The following is a 21,399-nucleotide window of genomic DNA, read 5'->3' as shown; positions in this document are numbered from 1 at the left end:
GACTGATGACGCTCCAGTGTGCGGGACCGAAAAAACAGGTTCGACTGCGGCGTTCGCTCGCGTTACTCGAGGACGACCAGCGTGTCGCCCATGTCGACGCTATCGCCTTCCTCGACGGCAATCTGGGTGACCTCGCCGCCCTGCGAGGCGACGATGTCGTTTTCCATCTTCATGGCCTCGAGGACGACCAGCACGTCGCCGGCGGCGACCTCGTCGCCTTCCTCGACTTCGATGTCGAGAATCGTGCCCTGCATCTCGGCGTCGACGGTCTCGCCGTCCCCCTGGATCTCGGTCTCGCTGCCGCTGGAGCCGCCGGCCGGCTCCGGTCGGCTGGCCTGTGCGCCGCCGGCGTCGACGTCGCCGGCCGGGATCGCGGGCGCACCGTGTTCCTCGAGTTCGACCTCGAAGCGCTTGCCGTTGACTTCGACGGTGAACTCGCGTTCGACGGCTTCCTCGTCCTCTTCGCTGGCACCGTCGCCGGTGTCACCGCCCCACTGCTCTTGGGCTTCCTCGATGCGCGTCTCGTCGAGTTCCTCGTCTAAGTACTTCGTGGTGTGGGTACTCGCGACGAACTCCTCGTCGGTTAGCATCAGCCGGTGGAACGGGATGATCGTCGGGATACCCGCGATGTCGTACTCGCGGAGCGCGCGCAGCGAGCGCTCGATACACTCGTCGCGGTCCTCGCCCCAGACGACCAGCTTCGCGATCATCGAGTCGTAGTCGGTGACGAGCTCGTCGCCCTGTCGGAGCGCGTCGTCCATCCGGACGCCGATCCCGCCTGGCGGGTCGTACGTCTCGAGCGTGCCGCCGGTCGCGGGCGCGAAGTCGTTAGCCGCGTTCTCGGCGTTGATCCGGAACTCCATCGCGTGGCCGTCGACGTTGACGGCTTCCTGTGCGAAGTCGAGTTCCTCGCCAGCGGCGATCTTGAGCTGGCGCTTGACGATATCGATGCCGGTGATCTCCTCGGTAACGGTGTGCTCGACCTGGATCCGCGTGTTGACCTCGAGGAAGTAGAAGTTGGTGTCGGGACCGAGCGGGCCGTCGCGGCCTTCGTCCTCTTCGACGAGGAACTCGACGGTGCCGGCGTTGGTGTAGTCAGCAGCCGAGACACCGCGACGGGCGGCTTCGCCGATCTTCTCGCGCAGTTCGTCCGAGAGGGCCGCCGAGGGGCCTTCCTCGATGACCTTCTGGTGGCGGCGCTGGAGCGAGCAGTCACGCTCGCCGAGGTGACGGACGTTGCCGTGCTGGTCGGCGACGATCTGGACCTCGATGTGACGCGGGTTCTCGAGGTAGCGCTCGAGATACACCGAGTCGTTGTCGAAGTAGGCCTCGCCCTCGCGCTGGGCGCTCTCGAGTTGGTCTTCGACTTCGCTCTCGTCCCAGACGACCTTCATCCCGCGGCCGCCACCGCCACCTTCGGCCTTGATGGCGATCGGGTAGCCGTGTTCCTCACCGAACTCTTTGACTTGCTCGGGGTCGGTGACGGGTTCGGTCGTCCCGGGGACGATCGGCACGTCGGCCTCGTTCATGATCGTCCGGGCTTTGGTCTTCTCACCGAGCGCTTCCATCGAGTCGCCGGACGGGCCGACCCAGGTGATCCCCTCGGTCTCCTCGACCTTGCGGGCGAACTCGGCGTTTTCGGCGAGGAAGCCGTAGCCGGGGTGGATGGCGTCGGCGTCAGCCTTGCGCGCGGCCTCGATCACAGCCTCGTGATCGAGATACGAGTCAGCTGCTCGTGCCGGCCCCACGTTGTACGCTTCGTCAGCGTAGCGGACGTGACCCGAGTCCTTGTCGGCCTCGGAGTAGACGGCAACAGTCCCAATATTCAACTCTTCACACGCCCGCATGACGCGGACGGCGATCTCCCCGCGGTTGGCCACGAGAACCTTCCTGAACATTCCTGTCGAAACCGTCGTGAGGGGCCTACGTTACTTTTTCGCAACTGGTTCGTCGTGACGGGCGCTTTTGTTACGTAGCGAACTAGTCTCACACACGGATGGCAGTGTGAAATGCTAGTTATGGACAAGGGTTATCCGAACTGAACCCCTGAATCACACGATGGACGAGCTGGTAGCCACTCCACTCCAGACACAGTCAGTGCTCGAGGATCCGATCCTGCTGGTCGGGTCGATCGGGCTCTTACTCGTCGTTATCACGGTCTGGCAGATGGTCGAGATCGTCGACGCCTACGACAGAGCCGCGCTGACCGTCTTCGGCGAGTACCGCGAACTTCTCGAGCCCGGGCTGAACATCGTCCCACCGTTCGTCTCGCGGCTCTACACGTTCGACATGCGAACGCAGACGATCGACGTGCCGAGCCAGGAAGCGATCACGCGGGACAACTCCCCGGTGACCGCCGACGCCGTCGTCTACATCCGCGTGATGAACGCCAAGCGTGCCTTCCTCGAGGTCGACGACTACCAGCGGGCGGTCTCGAACCTCGCCCAGACGACGCTGCGCGCCGTGATCGGCGACATGGAACTCGACGACACGCTCAGCCGGCGCGAGCTCATCAACGAGCGGATCCGCACCGAGCTCGACGAACCGACCGACGAGTGGGGCATCCGCGTGGAATCGGTCGAGGTCCGCGAGGTCACCCCCTCCCAGGGCGTCAAAGGTGCGATGGAAGAACAGACCTCCGCCGAGCGCCGCCGCCGCGCGATGATCCTCGAGGCCCAGGGGGACCGCCGCAGCGCCATCGAACGGGCCGAGGGTGAGAAACAGTCGAACATCATCCGCGCTCAGGGGAAAAAGCAAAGTCAGATCCTCGAGGCACAGGGGGACGCGATCTCGACCGTCCTGCGCGCGCGCTCGGCCGAATCGATGGGCGAGCGCGCGGTTATCGACAAGGGCATGGAGACGCTGGCCGAGATCGGCCAGGGCGAGTCGACGACGTTCGTCCTCCCGCAGGAACTGTCCTCGCTGGTCGGGCGCTACGGCAAACACCTCTCGGGCAGTGATATCGAAGCGGACAGCACCGAACTCGAGAGCCGCGAGTTCGACGAGGAAACGCGCGAACTGATCGGGCTTGACGACATCGCCGACATCATCGGCGAGATCGACGAACAGGCGGAGATGGACGTCGAAGCGATGGAAGAACAGGCACGGGCGATCAAAGAGGGCGGCGATGTGGGAACAGAAATCGACATCTCCGATACGTCGGCGGCTGCCGACTCGGAGTCGACCCCGGACTCGGAGTAGGACGGCTAGTGGTTCGTCACGCCTGACTTTGTGGGTCGAACCGACCGCTGTTATCTGGTTCGACTCGCCCGTCGACGCGTGACGGAGTACTAGTTTTCTCGAGAAGTAATTCCCTGGTGGGACGTGAGCCTGCTCACATACCGACTGCAAAAAACGAGCGAGCGCGGATTAGAAGCGTTCGGTCCGTCCCGCGGCCGACCACGCGTTGGTCGGCGCGTCACGCGGAACGCGAACGGTCCGGTGTTGCTGTGCGCGCACTCGGCCGGCAAAGGCCCAGCGCTTGTCGTCCCACGTCTCCTCGCCGCTGGCCGCCGCCGCGGCGACCGCGAGCGCGTGATCGTGGAGATGGGCACCGATGGCGGCCGCGATCGCCGCGGCCTCCTCCTCGTCGGCGTCGTCGGGCAAGTCGATGGAGACGTCGCCGGGCAGGGCTGCCTCGAGGCCGGGTGAGTCGCCTGCGGCCGTCTCGTCCGCCGGCGCTGACGCGGTCGCGTCGTCGGCGGTGGACTGTTGCTGTGTGGTCATGCTACAGCGGGATGTTACCGTGTTTCTTGTCGGGCTTGTCCTCGCGCTTGGACTCGAGCATTTTCAGGTCGTCGATCAGCCGCGGACGGGTCTCGGTTGGGACGATGACGTCGTCGAGGAAGCCCTTGTCCGTTGCGGTGTACGGGTTGGCGAACTCCTCGCGGTACTCCTCGATGAGTTCGTCGCGGAGTTCGTCGGGGTTGTCGGCTTCGGCGAGTTCCTCACGGTAGAGGATGTTGACTGCGCCCTGTGGACCCATGACGGCGATTTCGGCGGTCGGCCAAGCGTAGTTGACGTCCGCACCGAGGTTCTTCGAGGCCATGACACAGTAGGCACCGCCGTAGGCCTTCCGCGTGATGACGGTCAGCAGCGGCACCGTCGCCTCGGAGAAGGCGTAGAGCAGTTTCGCGCCGTGGCGGATGATCCCACGGTGTTCCTGGTCGGTGCCAGGCATGTAGCCGGGGACGTCGACGAACGTGACGATCGGGATGTTAAAGGAGTCACAGAAGCGGACGAACCGCGACCCCTTCATCGAGGCGTCGACGGTGAGCGTGCCGGCGTTGACCCGTGGCTGGTTGGCGACGATCCCGACGGAACGGCCGTCGAGACGGCCGAAGCCGACGACGATGTTCTGTGCGAAGTTGTCCGCGACCTCGAAGAACGAGCCCTCGTCGACGACCGAGTCGATGACGTCGTTCATGTCGTAGGGCTTTTGCGGACTCGGCGGGACGATGTCTTTGAGTTGTTCGTCACGTCGGTCGGGATCGTCCCACGGCTCGACGCGTGGCGGGTCCTCGACGTTGTTCTGCGGGAGATACGACAGCAGGCGCTTGATATCGTCGAGCGCCTGTTCCTCGCTCTCGCAGGCGAACTGGGCGACACCGGTCTTGTCAGAGTGGGTCATCGCGCCGCCGAGTTCCTCGTGGGTGACGTCCTCACCGGTGACGGTCTTGGTGACGCCGGGCCCGGTGATGTACATGTGGCTCGTGTCTTTCACCATGAAGATGAAGTCGGTGATCGACGGCGAGTAGACCGCCCCACCGGCACACGGTCCCATGATCCCCGAAATCTGGGGGACGACACCACTTGCTTCCTGATTACGCCGGAAGATTTCGGTGAAGCCGGCGAGGCTCTTGACGCCCTCCTGAATGCGCGCGCCAGCGGAGTCGTTGAGCCCGATGACGGGCGCGCCGACCTCCATCGCCATGTCCATGACTTTGCAAATCTTCTCGGCGAAGACCTCTCCGAGCGAGCCACCGAAGACGGTGAAGTCGTGGGCGAAGACGAAAGTGGTCCGGCCGTTGACCTCGCCGTAGCCCGTGACGACGCCGTCGCCCGGCACTTTCTTCTCTTCCATCCCGAACTGGCTCGTCTGGTGGGTCCGGAGCTGGTCGAACTCCGTGAACGTCCCGTCGTCGAGGAAGTAGTCGATCCGCTCGCGGGCGGTCATCTTCCCCTTGTCGTGTTGCTTTTCGATTCGTTCTTCGCCACCACCCTTGCGGGCCTCCTCGCGGAGTTCCTCGAGTTCGTCGATGCGATCCTCCATCGTCATGCTGGGAACACCCCTGCGCGATTCATACGGCGTTGTGTGAGGACCAACTGCAAAAGGATTCCGTAACTCCTTCACGATTATTGGCTATTACTCACTACATGATGGATCGTCCAAGGAAAGCTATATGGACGTATCATAGATAACAGCGGGTATGGCACAACGCGAATCATGGGCAACACGAACAGGGTTTATTCTGGCTGCAGTGGGGAGCGCAGTCGGGCTAGGTAACATCTGGCGGTTCCCGTATCAGGTGGGTGAACAGGGAGGGGCAGGATTCCTCTTCATCTACCTCCTGTTGATCGTCGGGATCGGATTCCCAGTGATCCTCGTCGAGTTCGTCGTCGGCCGGAACACCGAACGAAATCCCGTTGGAGCACTGAAACGGATCGGGAGCGGCGCGTGGACGAAGATCGGCTGGGTCTTCGTCACGGCTGGGTTCGTCATCCTTTCGTACTATAGCGTCGTCGCCGGCTGGACGCTCAGATACGTTCTCCTCGGACTGCAAGGGAACTACACCGCCGAGAGCGCACCCGAACAGTTCGGTGCAGTCGCGAGCGGACTCGACGCCGTCGTGCTACACGCGATCTTCATGGCAGCAGTCATCGCGATCGTGGCACTCGGTATCGAGCGCGGGATCGAACTCTCCGTCAAGCTGATGGTGCCCGCGATCATCATCATCTCAGTCGGTCTCGCCGCGTACGCGTTTACCCTCGATGGGGCAGCCGATGCCTACGCCTACTACCTCTCGCCGGAACTCAGCACTATCGCCTCCGAGTGGACGACAATCCTCCCGGCGGCCGCCGCACAGGCGTTCTTTACGCTGTCACTTGGGATGGGTGTGATGATCACGTACGCCTCCTACCTCGGTGAGGACCGGAACCTCGCCGAAGACGCTGGAATTATCGCTGTCCTCGACACGTTCATTGCCTTTACAGCAGGGTTGATCGCGTTCCCGATTCTGTTCGCCGCGGGGATCGAGCCGGGCGCGTCCGGGCCGTCGCTCATCTTCGTGAGTCTCGCTGCGGCGTTCGCCGAACTTCCCCTCGGAGGCCTTCTCGGCGCGATCTTCTTCGGCACCGTCGCTATCGCCGCGCTCTCGAGTGCAATCAGTATCATGGAGGTCGTCGTCTCCTACCTGATCGACGAGCGCGGCATCGGCCGCGTTCCCGCAACGGCTGCACTGGGCGTGGCCATGTTCGTCGTCGGGACACCGGCTGCGCTCGACCTCGTCTTCATCGGCCTCTACGACGGCTTCGCAAACAGTATCCTGCTCATGCTTGGTGGGCTCCTGCTGTCGGTCTTCGTCGGCTGGATCGTGCCAGACCTCGCCCTCGAGGAGATCAGCAAAGGGATCAGAAACGTCGGCTCGCTGGGTTCGGCGTGGCTCTGGTTCGTCCGGGTCCCGGTCGTCCTCGCACTGATCGTTCTGGTCGCGCTGAACGCATGGGACTACTACGGGTTCCTGACCGGTGACTTCGCCACATGGCTTGCAAGCCTCTAACCGATCACTGACCCGCATTGATCAATCGCTGACCGTACTTTTGAACACGCCTCGAGTCGACCTCAGGCCTCGCCGTAGACCGGCACCGCAGCGCCGCTCGTCACCGCCGCGCCGTCGCTACAGAGGAAGGCCATCACGTCGGCAATCTCGAGCGGCTCGACCCACGAGTCGTGGTCCGCGTCGGGCATCATTTCGCGGTTCATCGGCGTATCGATCACGCTCGGCATCACACAGTTCGCCCGCACAGTGCCGCGATTTTCTTCGGCGAGCGTCTCCGTCAGCAGCCGAATCCCGGCTTTCGTGATCCGGTAGGGGCCGTCCCCTTCGCCGCCCTCGAGCGAAGACCGCGCGCTGATACTGACGATCGAGCCCTCCGCCTCCTGGAGGTGGGGCAAGGCGTGTTTCGAGGCGAGAAAGGCCGTCTTCAGGTTGATATTCATGAGGAGATCGAACTCTGAGAGATCGGTCTCCTCGATGTGGTCGCCGCCACGCCACGTGCCGGCGATGTTCAGCAGGTGATCGATCCGGCCGTGATCGTCGACAATGGCGTCGATGAGCCCCGAAACGTCGTCTTCGTCGGTCAGGTCGGCGTCGTAGAACGCGAAGCCGGATTCGTCGGCCGGATCGCGCTCGAGCAAACTCTCCTCGTCGTCGGGTCCGATCACGTCAACGGCACAGACCGTCGCACCTGCCTTACGAAAGCGGTCGACGGCAGCGCTGCCGAGTGCGCCGCTGGCACCGGTGATCACTGCCACAGTGTCGCTAAAGTCGACGTCGAACGAAGTCGTCGATGACATACGGCCACATACACCATTCGACTGCATCAAAGGCAGGGCTCAGACGGGTTGCTGTCACCTGTCCCGGCACACCCCCAGGGCGGGTCGCGGGTGTGCTGGCACTGACTGACGGTTGCGGGTCGTCAGTCACCGACGGTCGTCACGGAGACCGTCCGCGTGCGCGGCCCATCACACTCGAGGAGCAACACCGATTGCCACGTCCCCAGCGCTAACTGCCCGTCCTCGACCGGGATCGTCACGTCCGGTCCGACCAGCGCAGCCCGGAGATGCGAGTCGGCGTTGCCGTCGAGTTCGTCGTGTGCGTGCCCCTCGTCGGGCACGACATCTCCGAGGAACGACTCGATGTCGCCCCGGAGCCGCGGCTCGTTTTCCTGGACGACGAGCCCAGCCGTCGTGTGTCTGACGAACGCGGTACAGAGCCCGGACTCGAGGTCGTCGGGAACGGCAGCGGCAACTTGGTCGGTCACGTCGACGGTCGTCAGCCGTGCGTCGGTGTCGACGGAAAACGTCATGCGCGAGGCTTCGACCGCGAGGGTCGATTACGTTCCGGTTGTATTCGCGGCCGCGACGGCAGAATTACGACAGGCGGCGCACGGCCCACGCCGCCCGATCACGGACGGCCGGGGACGGATCCGTCCGTGCGAGATCACGCAGTCGTGGCGTGGCCGCGTCGACGCCGCCGTGACCGAGCGCAACGCAGGCGCGTGCGCGGACGTGTGAATGGTCGTCCGCGAGCAACTCGAACACCGCCCAGCGCATCGGGTCGATGACCGTGTCGACGCCGGCAGCAACGCGGCCGATCGTGGCCGCCGCCAGTGCCCGGGTGTCGGGGTCGGGCAACGAGAGCGCCGCCTCGAACTCGGCGGCGACCGATGCGACCGCGGCAGGATTACGGTGGGCAACGTCGTTGAGACAGCCGATCGCGCTATGTCGCAGCGACCGGTCGTCGTGGGCGACGAGCGCGGCCGCGTCGGTGACGAACTCGAGTGATGGCAGCGTCGCCTCGGAACGGGCCAGCCGACCGAGCGCGCGAAGCGCCGGCTCACCGTTCTCGGCCGGATTCACTGAGAGCGCGTCGACAAGGAGCGAGCCCGCCGGTTCGACTGCCATCGGCGCGTACGCCGAGACGTGTGCGATCGCCTCGAGCCCACAGCGATCGTAGCCACGGCGGCGCTCGAGGACGTCGGCGATCGCGTCAGCGTGCTCGGCGACGACGTCCGGTCGCTCGACTGCGACGGCCGCGAGGGCGTGGAGGAGATCGCACGCGATCGGCTGGTCGGCACGCTCGCGGGCGACGGCCACGAGCGTCCCACTCGAGGGTGCGACGTCGGTGGGTGCTTCGGCTGCCAGCGCGGCGAGACAGGCGGCGACCTCGTCGTGAAAGTCGTGTTCCGGCTGCTCGAGCAGTGCCCGGAGTTTCGGTACCGTCGGGACGTATGCCGCGGCCCGTTCCTGGTCCTCGATCGCGGTTCGGATCCGGCGCACGGCAGCCCGTTGGTCGGCCAATACGTGAGCGTCGAGCTGTGCGAGCACCGACGGGAGATCGGCTCTGGTGGCCCCCCGACCACCTTGCTCGACGGTCTCGCCCCCTTCCCCGTTCATCGTGTCCTCTGCATGGGGGATAACCGATAAAAACATTCTGGCTGACCAACGCCTCGAGACACCTCGACACGGACGACTGCCGGTTGCCCCCTCTAGGCGAGCCACTCGTCGGGTTTGGTGTCGTAATCGATGTCGTCGGCCGCGAGGTGCTCGACTTCTTCCCAGGGCACGTCTTCGGTCGTCACCGTCTGGCCGTCGTAGCGGATCAGCTTGCCCTGCTCTTCGGGCTCGGGCTCGCGGTTGCGTCGTTTTGCCACCTCGATGTCGTGGTCGTCGACCTCCTTGACGATCGTCAGCAGGTTCACTGGCCGGCCCCACAGCTCGAAGATCCGCTTGAGCGTCTCCTTGGCTTGGGCGAGATCGAGCATGACGCCGTTGTACTGGTGGCCGAGCAGGAGTTCGTTGGCGTTGTTGTAGTTGCCGTCGTAGACCGCGATCGTCGGCTTCCCGAAGTTGGTAAACTGCAACAGCAACTTCTTTTTGACGTCTTCGGCCGCGTCGCTCGTGACGTGGAACTGACCGGTCGCCTGCGAGTGCTCGTAGGTGAAGTAGTTGTTCTCCGTGATGAACTCCTGAGTCAAGAACTCGTCCAAGAACGTCACGTCGTTGTGACTCTCCCGGACGTCGAACAATCGGTCCCAGCCGACCGTGAAGTCGACGTCAGCAAGCGCCTCGTCGACAGATCCGTAGCGTGCGTCGTCGAACAGGTAGCGACCGATCCGCTCGAGTTCGTTCTGATTAACACGCGCGAGGAACCCGCGGTTCTGGCGCTTGACCAGTGAGTAGTGCCGTCGGGCCAACCCCTCGTAGGTCAGCACCTTCCAGGGATACTTCGAGACGTCGATTTCGCCCGCACGGGCGCGCTCGAGCGCCTCGCGGTCGATCCATTCGTCGGAGAGGTCCGCGAGGTCGTCGAGCGTCTCGGACGTGATCGTCGCAATCGCTGCCGGGGGCTCGAGCGTCTCGAGCACCTCGTCGAAGTCGACGACGTCGGTGAGGTTGCGCCAGGAGATGCCCTCGACGCGCAGCAGGCGTTCGAGGACTTCCCGACGATTCGTGGTGTTCTCGACGTACTCCCAGAGTTCCATCCCGAGGCTGTAGGGATTGAGTCCGCCCGACGCCAGCACCTTGGCCATGTGATCGGCGTAATTCAAGAACTCGTCGTCGCCGGCGAAGGTCTCGTCGGTCATCATCGTCGACTCCCAGTAGGCGGCCCACCCTTCGTTCATCACCTTCGTCATCTTCTGGGCGGCGAAGTAGTAGGCCTCGGCGCGCATCATATCGAGGATGTCGCGTTGCCACTCTGCCATCTCGACCGCCCGGCCGACCTCGTCGTCGTACTGCTTGCCGTGTTCGCGGACAAAGGCCAGCACGTCCTTCTGGGGCTGCTCGGGGAAGTTGGCGGTGATCTCCTCGTCCTCGAGTTTCTCGATCCACTCTTCGTTGAACACCTCGCCTTTGATCTCGTCGGAGAGCTCGAGTTCGTCTAATTTCTCGGCGAGGTCCTCGTCGATCTCCGCGCCGGCCGGCCCATCGACGTCGAGTCGGCGGCTGAACACCTGATGCTGGTCGATGTTGTCCTCGAGGCTGAGACAGTGGTCGATCCACTTCTCGACCTCGGCGCGGTCGATCTCGGGATCGGACATGTACTCGTCGATCGCCCGCGCGTGGCGCTCGAGCATGGCGGCGGCGTTGACCTGTCCCTCGTCGGACTGGCCGCGAGTGAACATGCCGAACCAGTCGTTGTTCGCGAAGAAATCGGAGTGGGCCTCGACGTGGGTGATGACGGCCTTCTGGTCGGCCACCGTGTTCGACTCCTGTAAGAACGCGTGGGCGGGGTTGTCGTTGTTGACGATCTCGAAGGCCTTCCCGCCGCCGTACTGGCCCTGCTTTTGCTGTTTGTCGTACTGCATCCCCCATCGCCAGTGTGGGTAGCGACTCTGGAACCCACCGTAGGCGATGAGTTCGTTCATCTCATCGTAGTCGATGATCCAGTATTTCACCGGGTACGGCTCGAGGCCGAGTTTCCGTGCGAGGTTTCGAGCCTCCGTGACCGGTTCCTCGAGATCGCTTGCGATCGCCTGTTTGCGAAATCGGTCCGCGTTGGAGTTGCGCTTACTCATTTGTCTCACCCTCCGTCGAGAGGATTTCGTAGATCGCGTCGGTGACGTCGTCTTTGCTGTTGACGTAGGCCACCGCGACGTCGTCGGCGTCGGTCCCGAAGTGGCGCTCGAGTTCCTCGGCGTGGGTGGCGTTGATCGCGTTGCCGCTCGGCTGGGTCTCCACGTAGGCGTGGAGGTTCGCCGGGATTTCCTCCATTAGCGGGATGACGCGCTCGCTCGTGTCGTTCGAGGAGTTCTCGGAGTCGCCCGCGGCGAAGACGTAGCGGTTCCAGTCGCTCCAGGGATACTTCTCGAGGAGTTCGTTCGCGAGTTCGTAGGCGCTCGAGATCTTGGTGCCGCCGCCGCTGCGGATGCCGAAGAACTCGTCGCGTTCGACCGCCCAGGCCTCGGCGTCGTGGGCGATGTAGACGAACTCGGCGTTGTCGTACTTGCCCTGGAGATACCAGTCGAGTGGCGTGAACGTTCGCTCGACCAGTTCGCGTTTCTTCTCGCGCATCGAGCCCGACACGTCTCGGATGTTGACGACGACGACGTTCTTCTCTTTCTCCTCGATGATCTCGGGGTGGCGGTAGCGCTCGTCCTCGCGGCGGAAGGGGACGTGGTCGATCCCTTCGCGGCGGATCTTCTGCTGGACGTCTTCGCGCTCGACGTTCGCCTCGACCTCCTCGATCGAGGCCCATTTGCCGCGTTCCTCGTCAGGGATGTCCGCGTAGGCCTCTTCGATCCAGGCCATCGACACCGGGAGGTTCTCGCCGCGGGCCCACTCGAAGACCTCGCGCGGGTCGATGTCCTCGACCTTGCAGAGTTCACGGAGGAACTCCTCGTCGAAGTCCATCGCGAGCTTGCGCTTGAGCCCCTCCTTGAACATCCGCTCGAAGTCGAGCGTGCTGTTCGGCCCGGTCCGGGTGAGGTCCGTAAACGGCCCCTCCTTCTCCTCGACGACCGTCTTGCCCTTCGGATCGAGGTCGAGCCCGAGTTCCTCGTCGAGTTCCTCGGCGAACTCCTCGGGGTCCATCTCGTAGTACTCGTGCTCGCCCCCCTCCTCGCCGGGTTCGCCCTCTTCGCCGTCGTCGCCCGGCTGGGGCTGTGGCTGGCCGACCGGCTGGCCGGTGTCCGGCGTCCCGTCTTCGCCCTGTCCCACGCCGCCTTTGTCGCGTTGATCGTACTCGAACTCCGGGAGTGAGACGATCTTCACCGGGATGTTGATCTCGCCCGGGCCGCTCCGTCCGAGTTCGCCGTACTGGATGAAGTCGGCCAGATCCTCGCGGCGCTGTTCGCCGACTTCACGGAATCGTTCGAGGTCGTCTCTCAGTCCCATCGGTAACTCACCTGTCCCATAACGTGTCTGCTCGTCAGTTCGGCCGACGCCTCCGAGTAGCCGAAGAGGGAGACCAACGTCTCGATCGTGTCTTCTTTGACCGCCGCCGTCTCGGTCCCGCTCGGTGGGTCGTCCCACTGTCGTGGATCGAAGTCCTCGAAGGTGCGCTCGACGTCGTCCCAGTCGTGGCTCTCGAGGACGGTCTTGATCACTGGGATCGCCGTCAGGTCGACGTCTTCGACCGCGAAGTCCGCGTCGCGGTGTTCCCAGGCGTGGCGGTTCAGCGACGTGATGACCTTCTCGCGCCGGAAGTTCCGGACGCTCTCGCGGGGGAGGTTGCCCTCGTATTCGGCCTCGGAGAACCGTCCCAGGTGTTCGACCTCGAACAGCTTCATTTTCAGCGGATCGGGCTCGACGCGCTCGCCGCGGTCGTTGTACAGCGGCTCGTCGGTCTCCCAGGCGTAGACGTGTTCGACGTACTCGGCGACGGTCTCCTCGTCGACGCGTTTGTCGTGCATGATGGCCTCGATAACGTCGCTCTCCTGCTGGTCGTAGACGTAGTTTTTCACGGGGACGACGCGGTTTTCGAACTCCGAGCGCTCGCCCGACGAGAACACCGGTGCGTCGGCCAGCCCCTCGACCATGGCGTTTAACACATCGCGGGGCATGACGATATCCTCGACCGGCAGGTCGGCGTGGTGGCGGTCGCGGTCTGTCTGGAGCAACTCCGCGAGCGTGTCCCGTGTGTACGTCACTGGAACTCCGTGGTCGCCGTCTGCCCCATCGTCGTCGAAGTCGAACTCCTCTTTTTCCCGGCGGCTGTCGCCTTCCTGAAGGTAGCCCTGATCGTAGATCAACGCCTTGTCGACGAGATCCAATCCGTTCGGGAGGTTCTCCTCGTCTAAGCGCGTGACGACCGCGTACAGCGCGGCCGCCTCGATCGCGTGCGGTGCGAACTCCTGGACGCGCGTCTCGCCGTCGCGGTCCTTGACCGTTACCCGCACCGGCTCGCGGATCCGGTCGGCGAGTTCGTCGTAGCTGTCTGCCTCCCAGACTGCCGTCTCACCCGTTAGCTCGCGCCGGATCAGCTCCGTCTCGAGCGAGAGGTTCGTCAGATAGCCGAAGCGATGTTTGTCCAGCCGCCGTTTGAGCGCCTTCAGCGGGTCCATCCCGTTGCGGTCGGCGTGCTGGTTGAGCTGGGCCTCGAGATCGGGATTCGAGATGATCAGCAGCTGGCTGTCGACATCCATCCCGATCCCTTTGTCCAGTTTGACCGACTGCTCATCGGGGACGTTCAGCAGCTTCTGGAGCAGGTCGGCGTGCTGGGCCGCATCCTCGACGATCGTGAGGACGCCATTGCCCTGCGAGAGGACGCCGTCGTAACTGAACGCCTGCGGGTTCTTGCGCCCGCGCGAGTCGAGTTCCTGGAGCATCCCGTGCATCCACGAGCCGACGAGCCGTTCCTTTGGACGACCGTCGTCCTCGCTGTGGAGGACGCCGACGCCCTGGCCGACGTCGACGACGTAGTTTTTCACCCGGAGGTGATCCTCGTCGGCGATTGCCGAGAACAGCTCGTCCTCGCCTTCTCGGCGGTAGCGTTCCTCCAGGAAGTCGTAAGCCTCCCGGGAGAACGGGTCGAGCTGTGCGTCGACCTGGATCGGGACGTGATCGTCGAGTTCGTCGTTGAGTCGTGCGAGCAGGTCCGCACGGACCTCCTCGGGGAACACCGACAGCGGGTGGGCCTGCACGGGGCTTTCGTACCAGTTTTGCTCGTCGGTCGCGGTGGCGTCGCCGCCGTAACTCAGGCCACGTTCGCCGGCGTCAGCGGTCGTGACGTTCCATTCGACGGTGTATCGGCGGCCGTCGGGCGTCTTCGAGTACTCACGTAGTCCGTTGACCAGACAGCGTTTGAGCTCCGACTTGCCGGTCGCGGTCGGCCCCTCGAACCAGATGATCTTCTCGTCTTTCGCCCGGCCAGCGGCGACCGACCGCAGATCGTCGACGAATCCGTTGAGTACCTCGGTGTTGCCGAGGATCGCGTGCTCGCCGTCGTTGTGCGGATCATCGAAGAAGCGATACCGCTCTTTTTCCTCGCCTTCTTCGACCACGGTCCGGGTGCCGGCGGCTTCGATCGCCTCAAGCAGATACTTCGAGGCGTGGGAGGCGATCGACGGGTTCTCGAAGATCCGATCGACGTACGCCGCGAGGGTCATTGGCTCCTCGTAGGTCTCCTCTAGGGCGCGGTCGGCGTCACGGACGTAGTCGGTTCCTCGTGGCATGTTAGTCTTCCATCTCGGCTTTGGCGACCTCCGCGCCGGCGAACTCGAGTACTTCCTTGGCCCCCTCCTCAGAGTAGCCCTGTTCGATCAACGCGTCGATCCACGACGAGCGTTCGTCGTCGTCGAACTCGTTGGCGCTGACAAGCGCGGAGAAGTTGATGTTGTGTTTCTTGTCCTCCCAGAGTTTGCGCTCGAGGGCGCGGCGCAGGCGCTCGTTGTCCTGTGGGTTGAACGCCTCGCCTTCGCGAGCGCGCCGTGAGACCCAGTTCGACACTTCCTGGCGGAAGTCCTCTTTGCGATCTTCGGGGATGTCGAGTTTCTCCTCGACCGATCGGAGGAATGTCTCGTCGGGTTCCTGTTCGCGGCCGGTGAGTTCGTCTTCGATGGTGTCGTCGTCGATGTAGGCCATCACGTGGTCCATGTACTTCTCGCCCTGGCGCTGGATCTCGTCGATGTCGTAGGCCAGCGCGTGGCGAACGTCCTCGATGGCACGCTCGCGGTACTCCTCGCGGACCGTCTCGAGGTAGCGGTAGTACTTCTCGAAGTTGTCTTCGGGAATCGAGCCGTGGTGTTCCAAGTTCTCCTCGAAGAAGTTGAACACCGTCAGCGGCGAGAGGAAGCCACGCTGGCGGTGTTTGGAGTCCATGATCGCCTCGGCGATCTCGTCGCCGATAAAGCGCGGGGAGATGCCGACCATCCCCTCGCCGATCTCGGCTTTGCTCTCGGCCTCCTCGCGAAGCTTCTTGGTGTCGATGTCGTCGCCCTCGTCGATCTCGCCGTTGTAGGCTTTGGCCTTCGAGAGCAGATCGACGGTTTCGGTGTCGGGCTCTTCGATGCGCGTGAGAACGCCGAATAGCCCCGCCATCTCGAGCGTGTGGGGCTCGACGTTGATGTCGGGGACGTCGGCGTTGTTCAGCATCTTGTTGTAGATACTGGCCTCGTCCTCGTAGGAGAGGACGTAGGGGAAGTCGATCCGCTTGGTGCGGTCGTTGAAGGCCTCCATCTTCTCGTCGCCCTTTTTGTCCTTGTACTCGGGCATGTTCGTCCGCCCGACGATCACCTGGTCGATGTCGATGCGGGGGTTGTTCTTGGGCTTGATCGTCTGCTCCTGGGTCGCGTGCAGGAAGTCGTAGAGGAACTCCCGCTGCAGTTTGAGCAGTTCCTCGCCGGAGAAGATCCCGCGGTTCGCGTTACAGAACGCCCCCGAGTAGTCGAACGCGCGCGGGTCGCTTTCGCCGTAGATGGCGATCTTCGAGTAGTTGACGTCGCCGGTGAGTTCGGTCTCGTCCTGGTTTTTCTTGTCCTTGGGTTCGAACGTCTCCAGGCCCTGCCGTTTGTTCTCGTCGGCGACGAAGCGGACGATCTCGACGTGGTTCTCTAAGACCTGCTGGAGATCGTCGTCGTAGTACGCCAGCAGCTTGTCCATGTAGAACTCGCTTTCCGGATCGAGCGCCTGCTCGTTCTGGATGGTGTAGGGCGCGTCTAAGTTCTCGTTGAGATCGTCGATGACCCGCTGGCGCTGCTCGAGCGGGAGCAAGACGAGCGGATCCTGGTTCATCGGCGAGCGGACGACGTCATCGGCCGGGTCCTGGTCCTGGATGACGTCACAGAGGTTGGTCCACCGGAAGGTGTACATCCGGCCCTCATCGCGGAGGGTGTAGTCCTCGAAGTACCGGCGGACCTGCTTGTCGAAGTGGGACTTCCCGGAGCCGACCGGCCCGAGCAGGAGCTTGATCCGGCGTTCGGGGCCAAGCCGTCTGGCACCCGATTTGACCTTGTTGACGAACTCGTGGATCGACTGGTGGATCACCTTCCCGTAGAAGGTGTTCTCGCCGTCGCCCAGCGGATCCTCGCTCGCGAGCTGGTACTCGACCATCCCTTCGGTCTCGTCGTAGGTGGTGCCGTAGTAGTCGAACATGTCCGCGACGCGCTGGTGGGCGTTGCGGGCGATCTTCGGGTCCTCGTAGATGGCTTCCAAGTACCAGTCGAAGGACTTGGTTTCCCGCAGGTCTGCGGGTATCGATTCCTTGTAGTCCGTACTGAGCTGCTCGAGTGTCTCGATGTCACCGGTCATGGTATCATTGGATGCGGGTTCCCCCGATTGCGGTCGTCCGTGATCGCACGGGACGTGGAAGCGGACGTCGGTCGACCTGCCAAGCCGTCTCGTGGCCGAACTGTCGAACTCCGTCGCGTCACCCGGCGTGACGGGATCGGCTCGCCTCTCGTCAATGGAAGTGATACTGGCTCCTCGAGTGGGATCCCGGGGAGCGTGGCCCTGTCGTGGGCGGCAGTCGTTCGTGTCATCTGTCACCTATCACCACTTTCCGTCGCGTGACACCCTCACGGGTACCGAGCAACGGTGCGCCGGGGACGGGCGCGGAGTGGATCGGTCCGGCGAACGGATACCGATAGTATTTAATGAGTGAGTAATCCAGCTACTTAGCCTTAGCCCCAAAAGGTATTTATCAGAACTTAATTCCAGGAAAATACTGCCAGAAGCCTATGGTGATAGTAGGTATCACACCTCACATTCGGCGATCTACCACATAAGTTGTGGGCCTGCAATGGCCGTGTTGGCTCGCGCGCGCCAGTTTGACCGACCCGCGAGACGGTCAACTCGAGTTCACCGTGACGAGCCAGCGATCGGTCCGCTCGCCTCCAGCAACGGCGACGGATGAGCGCCGCCACGAGACCAGAGACGACGCCTGCGACCGGGTGGGTACGAACCGGTGTCCAGCAGTATATACGGTCGGCACGCCTATCGAACGGCATGTCGGATTCTGACGGAAACGGTGAAATCGATCGCTCGAGCGTGCCGGACGGCTGGGAGGTCTGGAGCGAGGGAGCCGACGGCCGACTCGTCCTCGCGTACCGGCCCGACGTGTTCAACGCCGCGGACTTCCCCGCGCCGTGTCTCCCGACGTTGTATCTTACCCACGGCAAGCGAACCCGTCGACCGGGCGTCAATCCTGCCGACACTGCCGATTCAGAGGACTGGTTCGTCACGCTCTATCTCGAGCCGGACGTCTCGCTGGACGAGACGCTGCGCGTCCCGACCCGCGAGGCGGCCATCGAGCGGACCGTCGAACTGGCGCGCGAGTTCGACGCCGGCGAGATCGACTACCGGGAGCTGTATCAGGTGCCGCGAGAGGGATATTTCGAGCGTCTCGACGAGTTGACCGGCGAGGATCGCGACGACTGATCCGTCCGTCACTCCTGTCCCGATTTATTCCGCCGGGACGTGACCCTTAACCGCCAGTGGCGACTACCGATTTCTATGTCGACCGTTACGCTCATCGGCTCCCGGCTGGCCGAACCGGGAACCGAGTTCGTCTACGAGGGCGAAGCCGACGCCTGCGCCGGCTGTCCCTACCGCAGTCAGTGTCTCAATCTCGAGCCGGACACCAAATACCGCGTCACCGATATCCGCGAGAACGCCCAGACACTCGAGTGTGCAATGCACGACGGCGGGGTTCGTGCCGTCGAAGTCGAACCTGCACCCACGCGCGCGAACATCACCGGGAAAGGTGCCTTCGCCGGCAGCAAGACGAGCCTCCCCGGCCCCTGTCCGTACGTCGCGTGTCCGAGCCACGAGTACTGTGAGCCCGACGGCGTCGACTTCGACGAGGAGTACCGCATTCGGGAGATCATCGGCGACCCGCCACACGAGGTCTGCCATCTCGACCGGTCGCTCGAGTTAGTCGAACTCGAGACCGACGGCTAAGGGCGTCCGGTGGTCGCCAGTGCCGGTGTCGTGTACGACCGCGAGCTGTGTGCGTGCTGGGGTATTATCGTCCACCGTTACTCGAGGTCGCTCTCGTCGAGCCAGGACCCGGCCCAGCACTCGATTTCGCCGAAAACGGGCTCGAGCGACTCGCCCTTGTCGGTGAGACTGTAGTACGTCGCGATCGGGGCATCTTCCTCGAGTCGACGCTCGACGAAGCCCATGTCGCCGAGGTCGTCGAGGACACGCGAGAGGGTTCGCGCGTTCGCGCCGGTCGACCGTTTCAGTTCGTTGAACCGCTGTTCGCCATCCAGCAGTTCGTGCAAGACGGCAAGCCGCCACTTGGAGCCGATCTGCTCGAGGGAGGCGATGACGGGACAGGCGTCGGCGTTTTGCTCGTGTGGCGTCGTCTCTGGGGATGACATCGATAAGACCTGTCCCCAGTTAGCGCGCCGGTAGCTTTAGAGGTTCGGATCCGAACCAGCTAACGGAACGATAGTGTCTCGCTTCGGTCGACAGTCCGGATCGACTGATACTCTCGGACACTAGTGTCTGCTACGGTCTGCTGTCCCGACGTCCCGACACATTCGCAGGACAGGTCGCGGATGCGCCGGAACCCACTGACAGGAGTCCGTCTGACGCACGGACCAGACATCAGCTCGAGTCCGGCGATTCCGGTGGCCTCACACCGAGCCGGCTCTCGACGAACGCAGCGAAGTCAGCAGCGAACGCCTCGACTTCGTCCCAGTCGGTGTACTCGTAGTCTCGAGACGTGTCCGTGTCGCCGGTCGCCGTCTTCGCGATCCGTTTCATCACCAGCCGCTTGAGAAAGCCGTACTTCGAGTACCGGAGTGCACCACCGAAGCGGCCGATTCGGTCGGGATGCCAGTCGGTCTCCTCGAGGAACGTCTCGACGTACCCCGCCGCCTCCGCCTGTCGCGACTCGTCGGCGACTGCAGAGGACATAGAGAGCTGGAAAAAGCCCGTCGGCCGGGCAGCCAGCTGCTCGCGATGTTCTGTCACGAACTCTCGAACCGACGACTGGTGGGTCCCCATGTGGACCGATGCGCCGACGAGTACGGCGCTGAACGCCTCGAGATCGAACGCGGGTGGCAGGTCAGCAGCACGTCTCGCGGTCGCATCGTGACCGCGCTCGGTGAGGACGTCGACGATTCGGTCGGCAACCGTCGCTGTCTGTCCCTCTCCGGTCCCGTAGCAGACGAGAATCGAAACCATTGGCTGCTCCCCATATCGTACGCCGTACAACCCAATAAAGGGGCTCGGCGAACCGGCCTCGCTGAAGCCGATCGACGCGACCGGCTGTGGGCCCAAACGATTAAACGGTGCCTGTGGTAGCGCCGCTATGAATATTTGCGAGGCACTCCGGGCCGAATCCGGCGTCGTCGCCGTCGTTGGTGCGGGCGGCAAGAAGACGACGCTGTACACGCTGGCTGCACGGGCCAGCGATTCGACCCGCCAGGCAGTCGTGACGGCAACGGTTCGGATCCCGATTTTCGACCGCCACGTCGAGGAGGTCGTCGTCACCGACGACCCGGTTGCAGCCCTCGAGCAGGCGGCTGCATGGCCGGTCGGCGTCGTCCCGGAACGGGAAGGCGAGGATCGGTACGTCGGCTACGACCTCGAGACGATCGACGACCTCGCCGCGGCTGACGTCGCCGACGTCGTGCTGGTCAAAGCCGACGGTGCGCGGACGCGCGAGTTCAAGGCACCGGGCGACCACGAACCGCAACTCCCGCCGCGCACCGATACGGTGGTTCCGATCGCGAGCGTCCAGGTCGTCGGGAAGCCACTCGCTGCCGAGCACGTCCACCGGCCGGAGCGCGTGGCAGCGATTACCGGTCGCGACCGCGGCGAGACGATCCGAACCGAAGACGTGGCTGCGGTGCTCGCGAGCGAGCGCGGCGGACTGAAAGGGGTTCCGGACGGGGCAGCGGTCGTCCCGCTGCTCAACAAGGTCGACAACGCGACACACCGGCAGGACGCAGCGGAGATTGCAACGATGGTACTCGAGCGGACTCCGTCCGTGAACCGCGTCGTGCTGGCGCGAATGATCGACGACGATCCGGTGATTCAGGTGCTCGAGCGGTGACGACTCAGACGGGCAGTCTTAGTCTTCGAGTCGTCGGGCGGCCGCCTCGAACTCCTCGAGGGTGTTGACGTTCTCGAAGGTCTCGTTGGGAGCGTCCTCGCGGATCTCGTCCTCGTCGACGACGACGTAGTCGAGGTCGAACAGCGGTTCGATGATCTTTCGCTCGTCACGCTCGAGCGCGCGTTCGCAGGCGGTGGCCATGGGCGTGGTCCGGTAAACAGCCTGGGTGGTCTGGAACCACTGGTCATCGAGTCGCGGGACCGCGGCGTCGTGACCGGCCGCGCGGTCGAAGAGGGAGTCGATGAACTCGGGGTCGATGAAGGGCATGTCGCAGGCGACGACGACGGCATACTCCCCTGTGGCCTCGCGTAACCCGGTCATAATTCCCGCCATGGGGCCGCGGTCGGGGACTGGATCGACCGCAAACGAGACCTCGGGGCCGCCCTCGAGTGCCGCGTCGATCGGCGACACCTGCTCGTCCCGGCAGTTGACGACGATCTCGTCGACGATCGGCTCGAGTCGGTCGACAACACGCCGGATCATCGGCGTGCCGGCGAGGTCGGCGACGGCCTTGTCCTGGTCGCCAAAGCGCGTCGAGTGACCGCCCGCGAGGACGACGCCCGTGCGCTCGGTTCGGCCGGTCTCGGGGGGCATGGCCGATCGTTCG

18 protein-coding genes are annotated in these 21,399 nt (G+C 63.8%); 5 read left to right on the top strand and 13 right to left on the bottom strand.

Annotation, left to right across the window (positions count from 1 at the left end):
- Positions 1 to 62 precede the first annotated feature (62 nt).
- Positions 63 to 1,898 (bottom strand): acetyl-CoA carboxylase biotin carboxylase subunit, encoded by a 1,836-nt coding sequence (locus E2L06_RS06035; RefSeq protein ID WP_138779569.1) that lies wholly within the window; start codon positions 1,896 to 1,898, stop codon positions 63 to 65.
- Positions 1,899 to 2,058: 160 nt separating this feature from the next.
- Here E2L06_RS06035 and E2L06_RS06030 point away from each other — a divergent pair, with 160 nt between their 5' ends.
- Positions 2,059 to 3,201 carry an SPFH domain-containing protein gene (locus E2L06_RS06030; RefSeq protein WP_138779567.1) on the top strand — a complete coding sequence of 381 codons (1,143 nt, stop codon included), beginning with the start codon at positions 2,059 to 2,061 and terminating at the stop codon, positions 3,199 to 3,201.
- A 168-nt stretch (positions 3,202 to 3,369) separates the two neighbouring features.
- Here E2L06_RS06030 and E2L06_RS06025 read toward each other — a convergent pair whose 3' ends face one another.
- Entirely contained in the window at positions 3,370 to 3,726 is a 357-nt protein-coding gene (locus E2L06_RS06025; RefSeq protein ID WP_138779565.1) for a hypothetical protein, read from the bottom strand.
- A 1-nt stretch (position 3,727) separates the two neighbouring features.
- Complete coding sequence (locus E2L06_RS06020; RefSeq protein ID WP_138782509.1) at positions 3,728 to 5,272, bottom strand: acyl-CoA carboxylase subunit beta; 1,545 nt, start codon at positions 5,270 to 5,272, stop codon at positions 3,728 to 3,730.
- Between the two features lie 157 nt (positions 5,273 to 5,429).
- On the opposite strand from E2L06_RS06020, the gene E2L06_RS06015 reads away from it, so the two are divergent.
- Positions 5,430 to 6,779, top strand: a complete 1,350-nt coding sequence (locus tag E2L06_RS06015; RefSeq protein WP_138779563.1) for a sodium-dependent transporter — start codon at positions 5,430 to 5,432, stop codon at positions 6,777 to 6,779.
- A gap of 62 nt (positions 6,780 to 6,841) precedes the next feature.
- Here the strand turns inward: E2L06_RS06015 and E2L06_RS06010 are convergent, their stop codons facing one another.
- From E2L06_RS06010 to E2L06_RS05980, 7 genes are all read right to left on the bottom strand, one after another.
- The gene (locus tag E2L06_RS06010; protein WP_138779561.1) at positions 6,842 to 7,576 is read right to left on the bottom strand and encodes an SDR family oxidoreductase; all 735 of its coding nucleotides are present in this window, start codon (positions 7,574 to 7,576) and stop codon (positions 6,842 to 6,844) included.
- 122 nt (positions 7,577 to 7,698) lie between these two features.
- Positions 7,699 to 8,088 (bottom strand): secondary thiamine-phosphate synthase enzyme YjbQ, encoded by a 390-nt coding sequence (locus E2L06_RS06005; protein WP_138779559.1) that lies wholly within the window; start codon positions 8,086 to 8,088, stop codon positions 7,699 to 7,701.
- A gap of 64 nt (positions 8,089 to 8,152) precedes the next feature.
- Entirely contained in the window at positions 8,153 to 9,178 is a 1,026-nt protein-coding gene (locus E2L06_RS06000) for a HEAT repeat domain-containing protein (RefSeq protein ID WP_138779557.1), read from the bottom strand.
- Between the two features lie 92 nt (positions 9,179 to 9,270).
- Entirely contained in the window at positions 9,271 to 11,301 is a 2,031-nt protein-coding gene (locus E2L06_RS05995; RefSeq protein ID WP_138779555.1) for a SpoVR family protein, read from the bottom strand.
- Positions 11,294 to 12,619 carry a YeaH/YhbH family protein gene (locus E2L06_RS05990; protein WP_138779553.1) on the bottom strand — a complete coding sequence of 442 codons (1,326 nt, stop codon included), beginning with the start codon at positions 12,617 to 12,619 and terminating at the stop codon, positions 11,294 to 11,296. The genes E2L06_RS05995 and E2L06_RS05990 overlap by 8 nt, the downstream gene beginning before the upstream one ends.
- Positions 12,610 to 14,898 (bottom strand): PrkA family serine protein kinase, encoded by a 2,289-nt coding sequence (locus E2L06_RS05985; RefSeq protein WP_138779550.1) that lies wholly within the window; start codon positions 14,896 to 14,898, stop codon positions 12,610 to 12,612. Before E2L06_RS05985 ends, E2L06_RS05990 begins: the two co-directional genes overlap by 10 nt.
- Position 14,899: 1 nt before the next feature.
- Positions 14,900 to 16,972, bottom strand: a complete 2,073-nt coding sequence (locus E2L06_RS05980) for a PrkA family serine protein kinase (protein ID WP_138779548.1) — start codon at positions 16,970 to 16,972, stop codon at positions 14,900 to 14,902.
- Between the two features lie 696 nt (positions 16,973 to 17,668).
- On the opposite strand from E2L06_RS05980, the gene E2L06_RS05975 reads away from it, so the two are divergent.
- Both E2L06_RS05975 and E2L06_RS05970 read left to right on the top strand, forming a co-directional pair.
- Positions 17,669 to 18,100 carry a DUF5820 family protein gene (locus E2L06_RS05975; RefSeq protein WP_138779546.1) on the top strand — a complete coding sequence of 144 codons (432 nt, stop codon included), beginning with the start codon at positions 17,669 to 17,671 and terminating at the stop codon, positions 18,098 to 18,100.
- 75 nt (positions 18,101 to 18,175) lie between these two features.
- Positions 18,176 to 18,622 carry a UPF0179 family protein gene (locus E2L06_RS05970; protein WP_138779544.1) on the top strand — a complete coding sequence of 149 codons (447 nt, stop codon included), beginning with the start codon at positions 18,176 to 18,178 and terminating at the stop codon, positions 18,620 to 18,622.
- A gap of 77 nt (positions 18,623 to 18,699) precedes the next feature.
- On the opposite strand, the gene E2L06_RS05965 is transcribed toward E2L06_RS05970, so the two are convergent.
- Complete coding sequence (locus E2L06_RS05965) at positions 18,700 to 19,047, bottom strand: helix-turn-helix domain-containing protein (RefSeq protein ID WP_138779542.1); 348 nt, start codon at positions 19,045 to 19,047, stop codon at positions 18,700 to 18,702.
- Positions 19,048 to 19,276: 229 nt separating this feature from the next.
- A complete protein-coding gene (locus E2L06_RS05960; RefSeq protein ID WP_138779540.1) occupies positions 19,277 to 19,858 on the bottom strand; it encodes a flavodoxin domain-containing protein in 582 nt (193 codons plus the stop codon).
- A gap of 127 nt (positions 19,859 to 19,985) precedes the next feature.
- On the opposite strand from E2L06_RS05960, the gene yqeC reads away from it, so the two are divergent.
- Positions 19,986 to 20,732 carry a selenium cofactor biosynthesis protein YqeC gene (gene yqeC / locus E2L06_RS05955; protein WP_138779538.1) on the top strand — a complete coding sequence of 249 codons (747 nt, stop codon included), beginning with the start codon at positions 19,986 to 19,988 and terminating at the stop codon, positions 20,730 to 20,732.
- Positions 20,733 to 20,750: 18 nt separating this feature from the next.
- On the opposite strand, the gene E2L06_RS05950 is transcribed toward yqeC, so the two are convergent.
- On the bottom strand, positions 20,751 to 21,386 hold the full coding sequence (locus tag E2L06_RS05950) for a molybdenum cofactor guanylyltransferase (RefSeq protein ID WP_138779536.1): 636 nt from the start codon (positions 21,384 to 21,386) through the stop codon (positions 20,751 to 20,753).
- Between the last annotated feature and the right edge of the window lie 13 nt (positions 21,387 to 21,399).

It is taken from the genome of Haloterrigena sp. H1 (assembly GCF_005938085.1).
GTDB lineage: Archaea > Halobacteriota > Halobacteria > Halobacteriales > Natrialbaceae > Natrinema.
This window is presented reverse-complemented; position numbering and strand designations above follow the sequence as displayed.

Bases quoted from the DNA above. Each gene is read 5' to 3' on its own strand.
- E2L06_RS06035 (WP_138779569.1), bottom strand. From the start codon at position 1,898: ATGTTCAGGAAGGTTCTCGTGGCCAACCGCGGGGAGATCGCCGTCCGC.
- E2L06_RS06030 (WP_138779567.1), top strand. From the start codon at position 2,059: ATGGACGAGCTGGTAGCCACTCCACTCCAGACACAGTCAGTGCTCGAG.
- E2L06_RS06025 (WP_138779565.1), bottom strand. From the start codon at position 3,726: ATGACCACACAGCAACAGTCCACCGCCGACGACGCGACCGCGTCAGCG.
- E2L06_RS06020 (WP_138782509.1), bottom strand. From the start codon at position 5,272: ATGGAGGATCGCATCGACGAACTCGAGGAACTCCGCGAGGAGGCCCGC.
- E2L06_RS06015 (WP_138779563.1), top strand. From the start codon at position 5,430: ATGGCACAACGCGAATCATGGGCAACACGAACAGGGTTTATTCTGGCT.
- E2L06_RS06010 (WP_138779561.1), bottom strand. From the start codon at position 7,576: ATGTCATCGACGACTTCGTTCGACGTCGACTTTAGCGACACTGTGGCA.
- E2L06_RS06005 (WP_138779559.1), bottom strand. From the start codon at position 8,088: ATGACGTTTTCCGTCGACACCGACGCACGGCTGACGACCGTCGACGTG.
- E2L06_RS06000 (WP_138779557.1), bottom strand. From the start codon at position 9,178: ATGAACGGGGAAGGGGGCGAGACCGTCGAGCAAGGTGGTCGGGGGGCC.
- E2L06_RS05995 (WP_138779555.1), bottom strand. From the start codon at position 11,301: ATGAGTAAGCGCAACTCCAACGCGGACCGATTTCGCAAACAGGCGATC.
- E2L06_RS05990 (WP_138779553.1), bottom strand. From the start codon at position 12,619: ATGGGACTGAGAGACGACCTCGAACGATTCCGTGAAGTCGGCGAACAG.
- E2L06_RS05985 (WP_138779550.1), bottom strand. From the start codon at position 14,898: ATGCCACGAGGAACCGACTACGTCCGTGACGCCGACCGCGCCCTAGAG.
- E2L06_RS05980 (WP_138779548.1), bottom strand. From the start codon at position 16,972: ATGACCGGTGACATCGAGACACTCGAGCAGCTCAGTACGGACTACAAG.
- E2L06_RS05975 (WP_138779546.1), top strand. From the start codon at position 17,669: ATGTCGGATTCTGACGGAAACGGTGAAATCGATCGCTCGAGCGTGCCG.
- E2L06_RS05970 (WP_138779544.1), top strand. From the start codon at position 18,176: ATGTCGACCGTTACGCTCATCGGCTCCCGGCTGGCCGAACCGGGAACC.
- E2L06_RS05965 (WP_138779542.1), bottom strand. From the start codon at position 19,047: ATGTCATCCCCAGAGACGACGCCACACGAGCAAAACGCCGACGCCTGT.
- E2L06_RS05960 (WP_138779540.1), bottom strand. From the start codon at position 19,858: ATGGTTTCGATTCTCGTCTGCTACGGGACCGGAGAGGGACAGACAGCG.
- yqeC (WP_138779538.1), top strand. From the start codon at position 19,986: ATGAATATTTGCGAGGCACTCCGGGCCGAATCCGGCGTCGTCGCCGTC.
- E2L06_RS05950 (WP_138779536.1), bottom strand. From the start codon at position 21,386: ATGCCCCCCGAGACCGGCCGAACCGAGCGCACGGGCGTCGTCCTCGCG.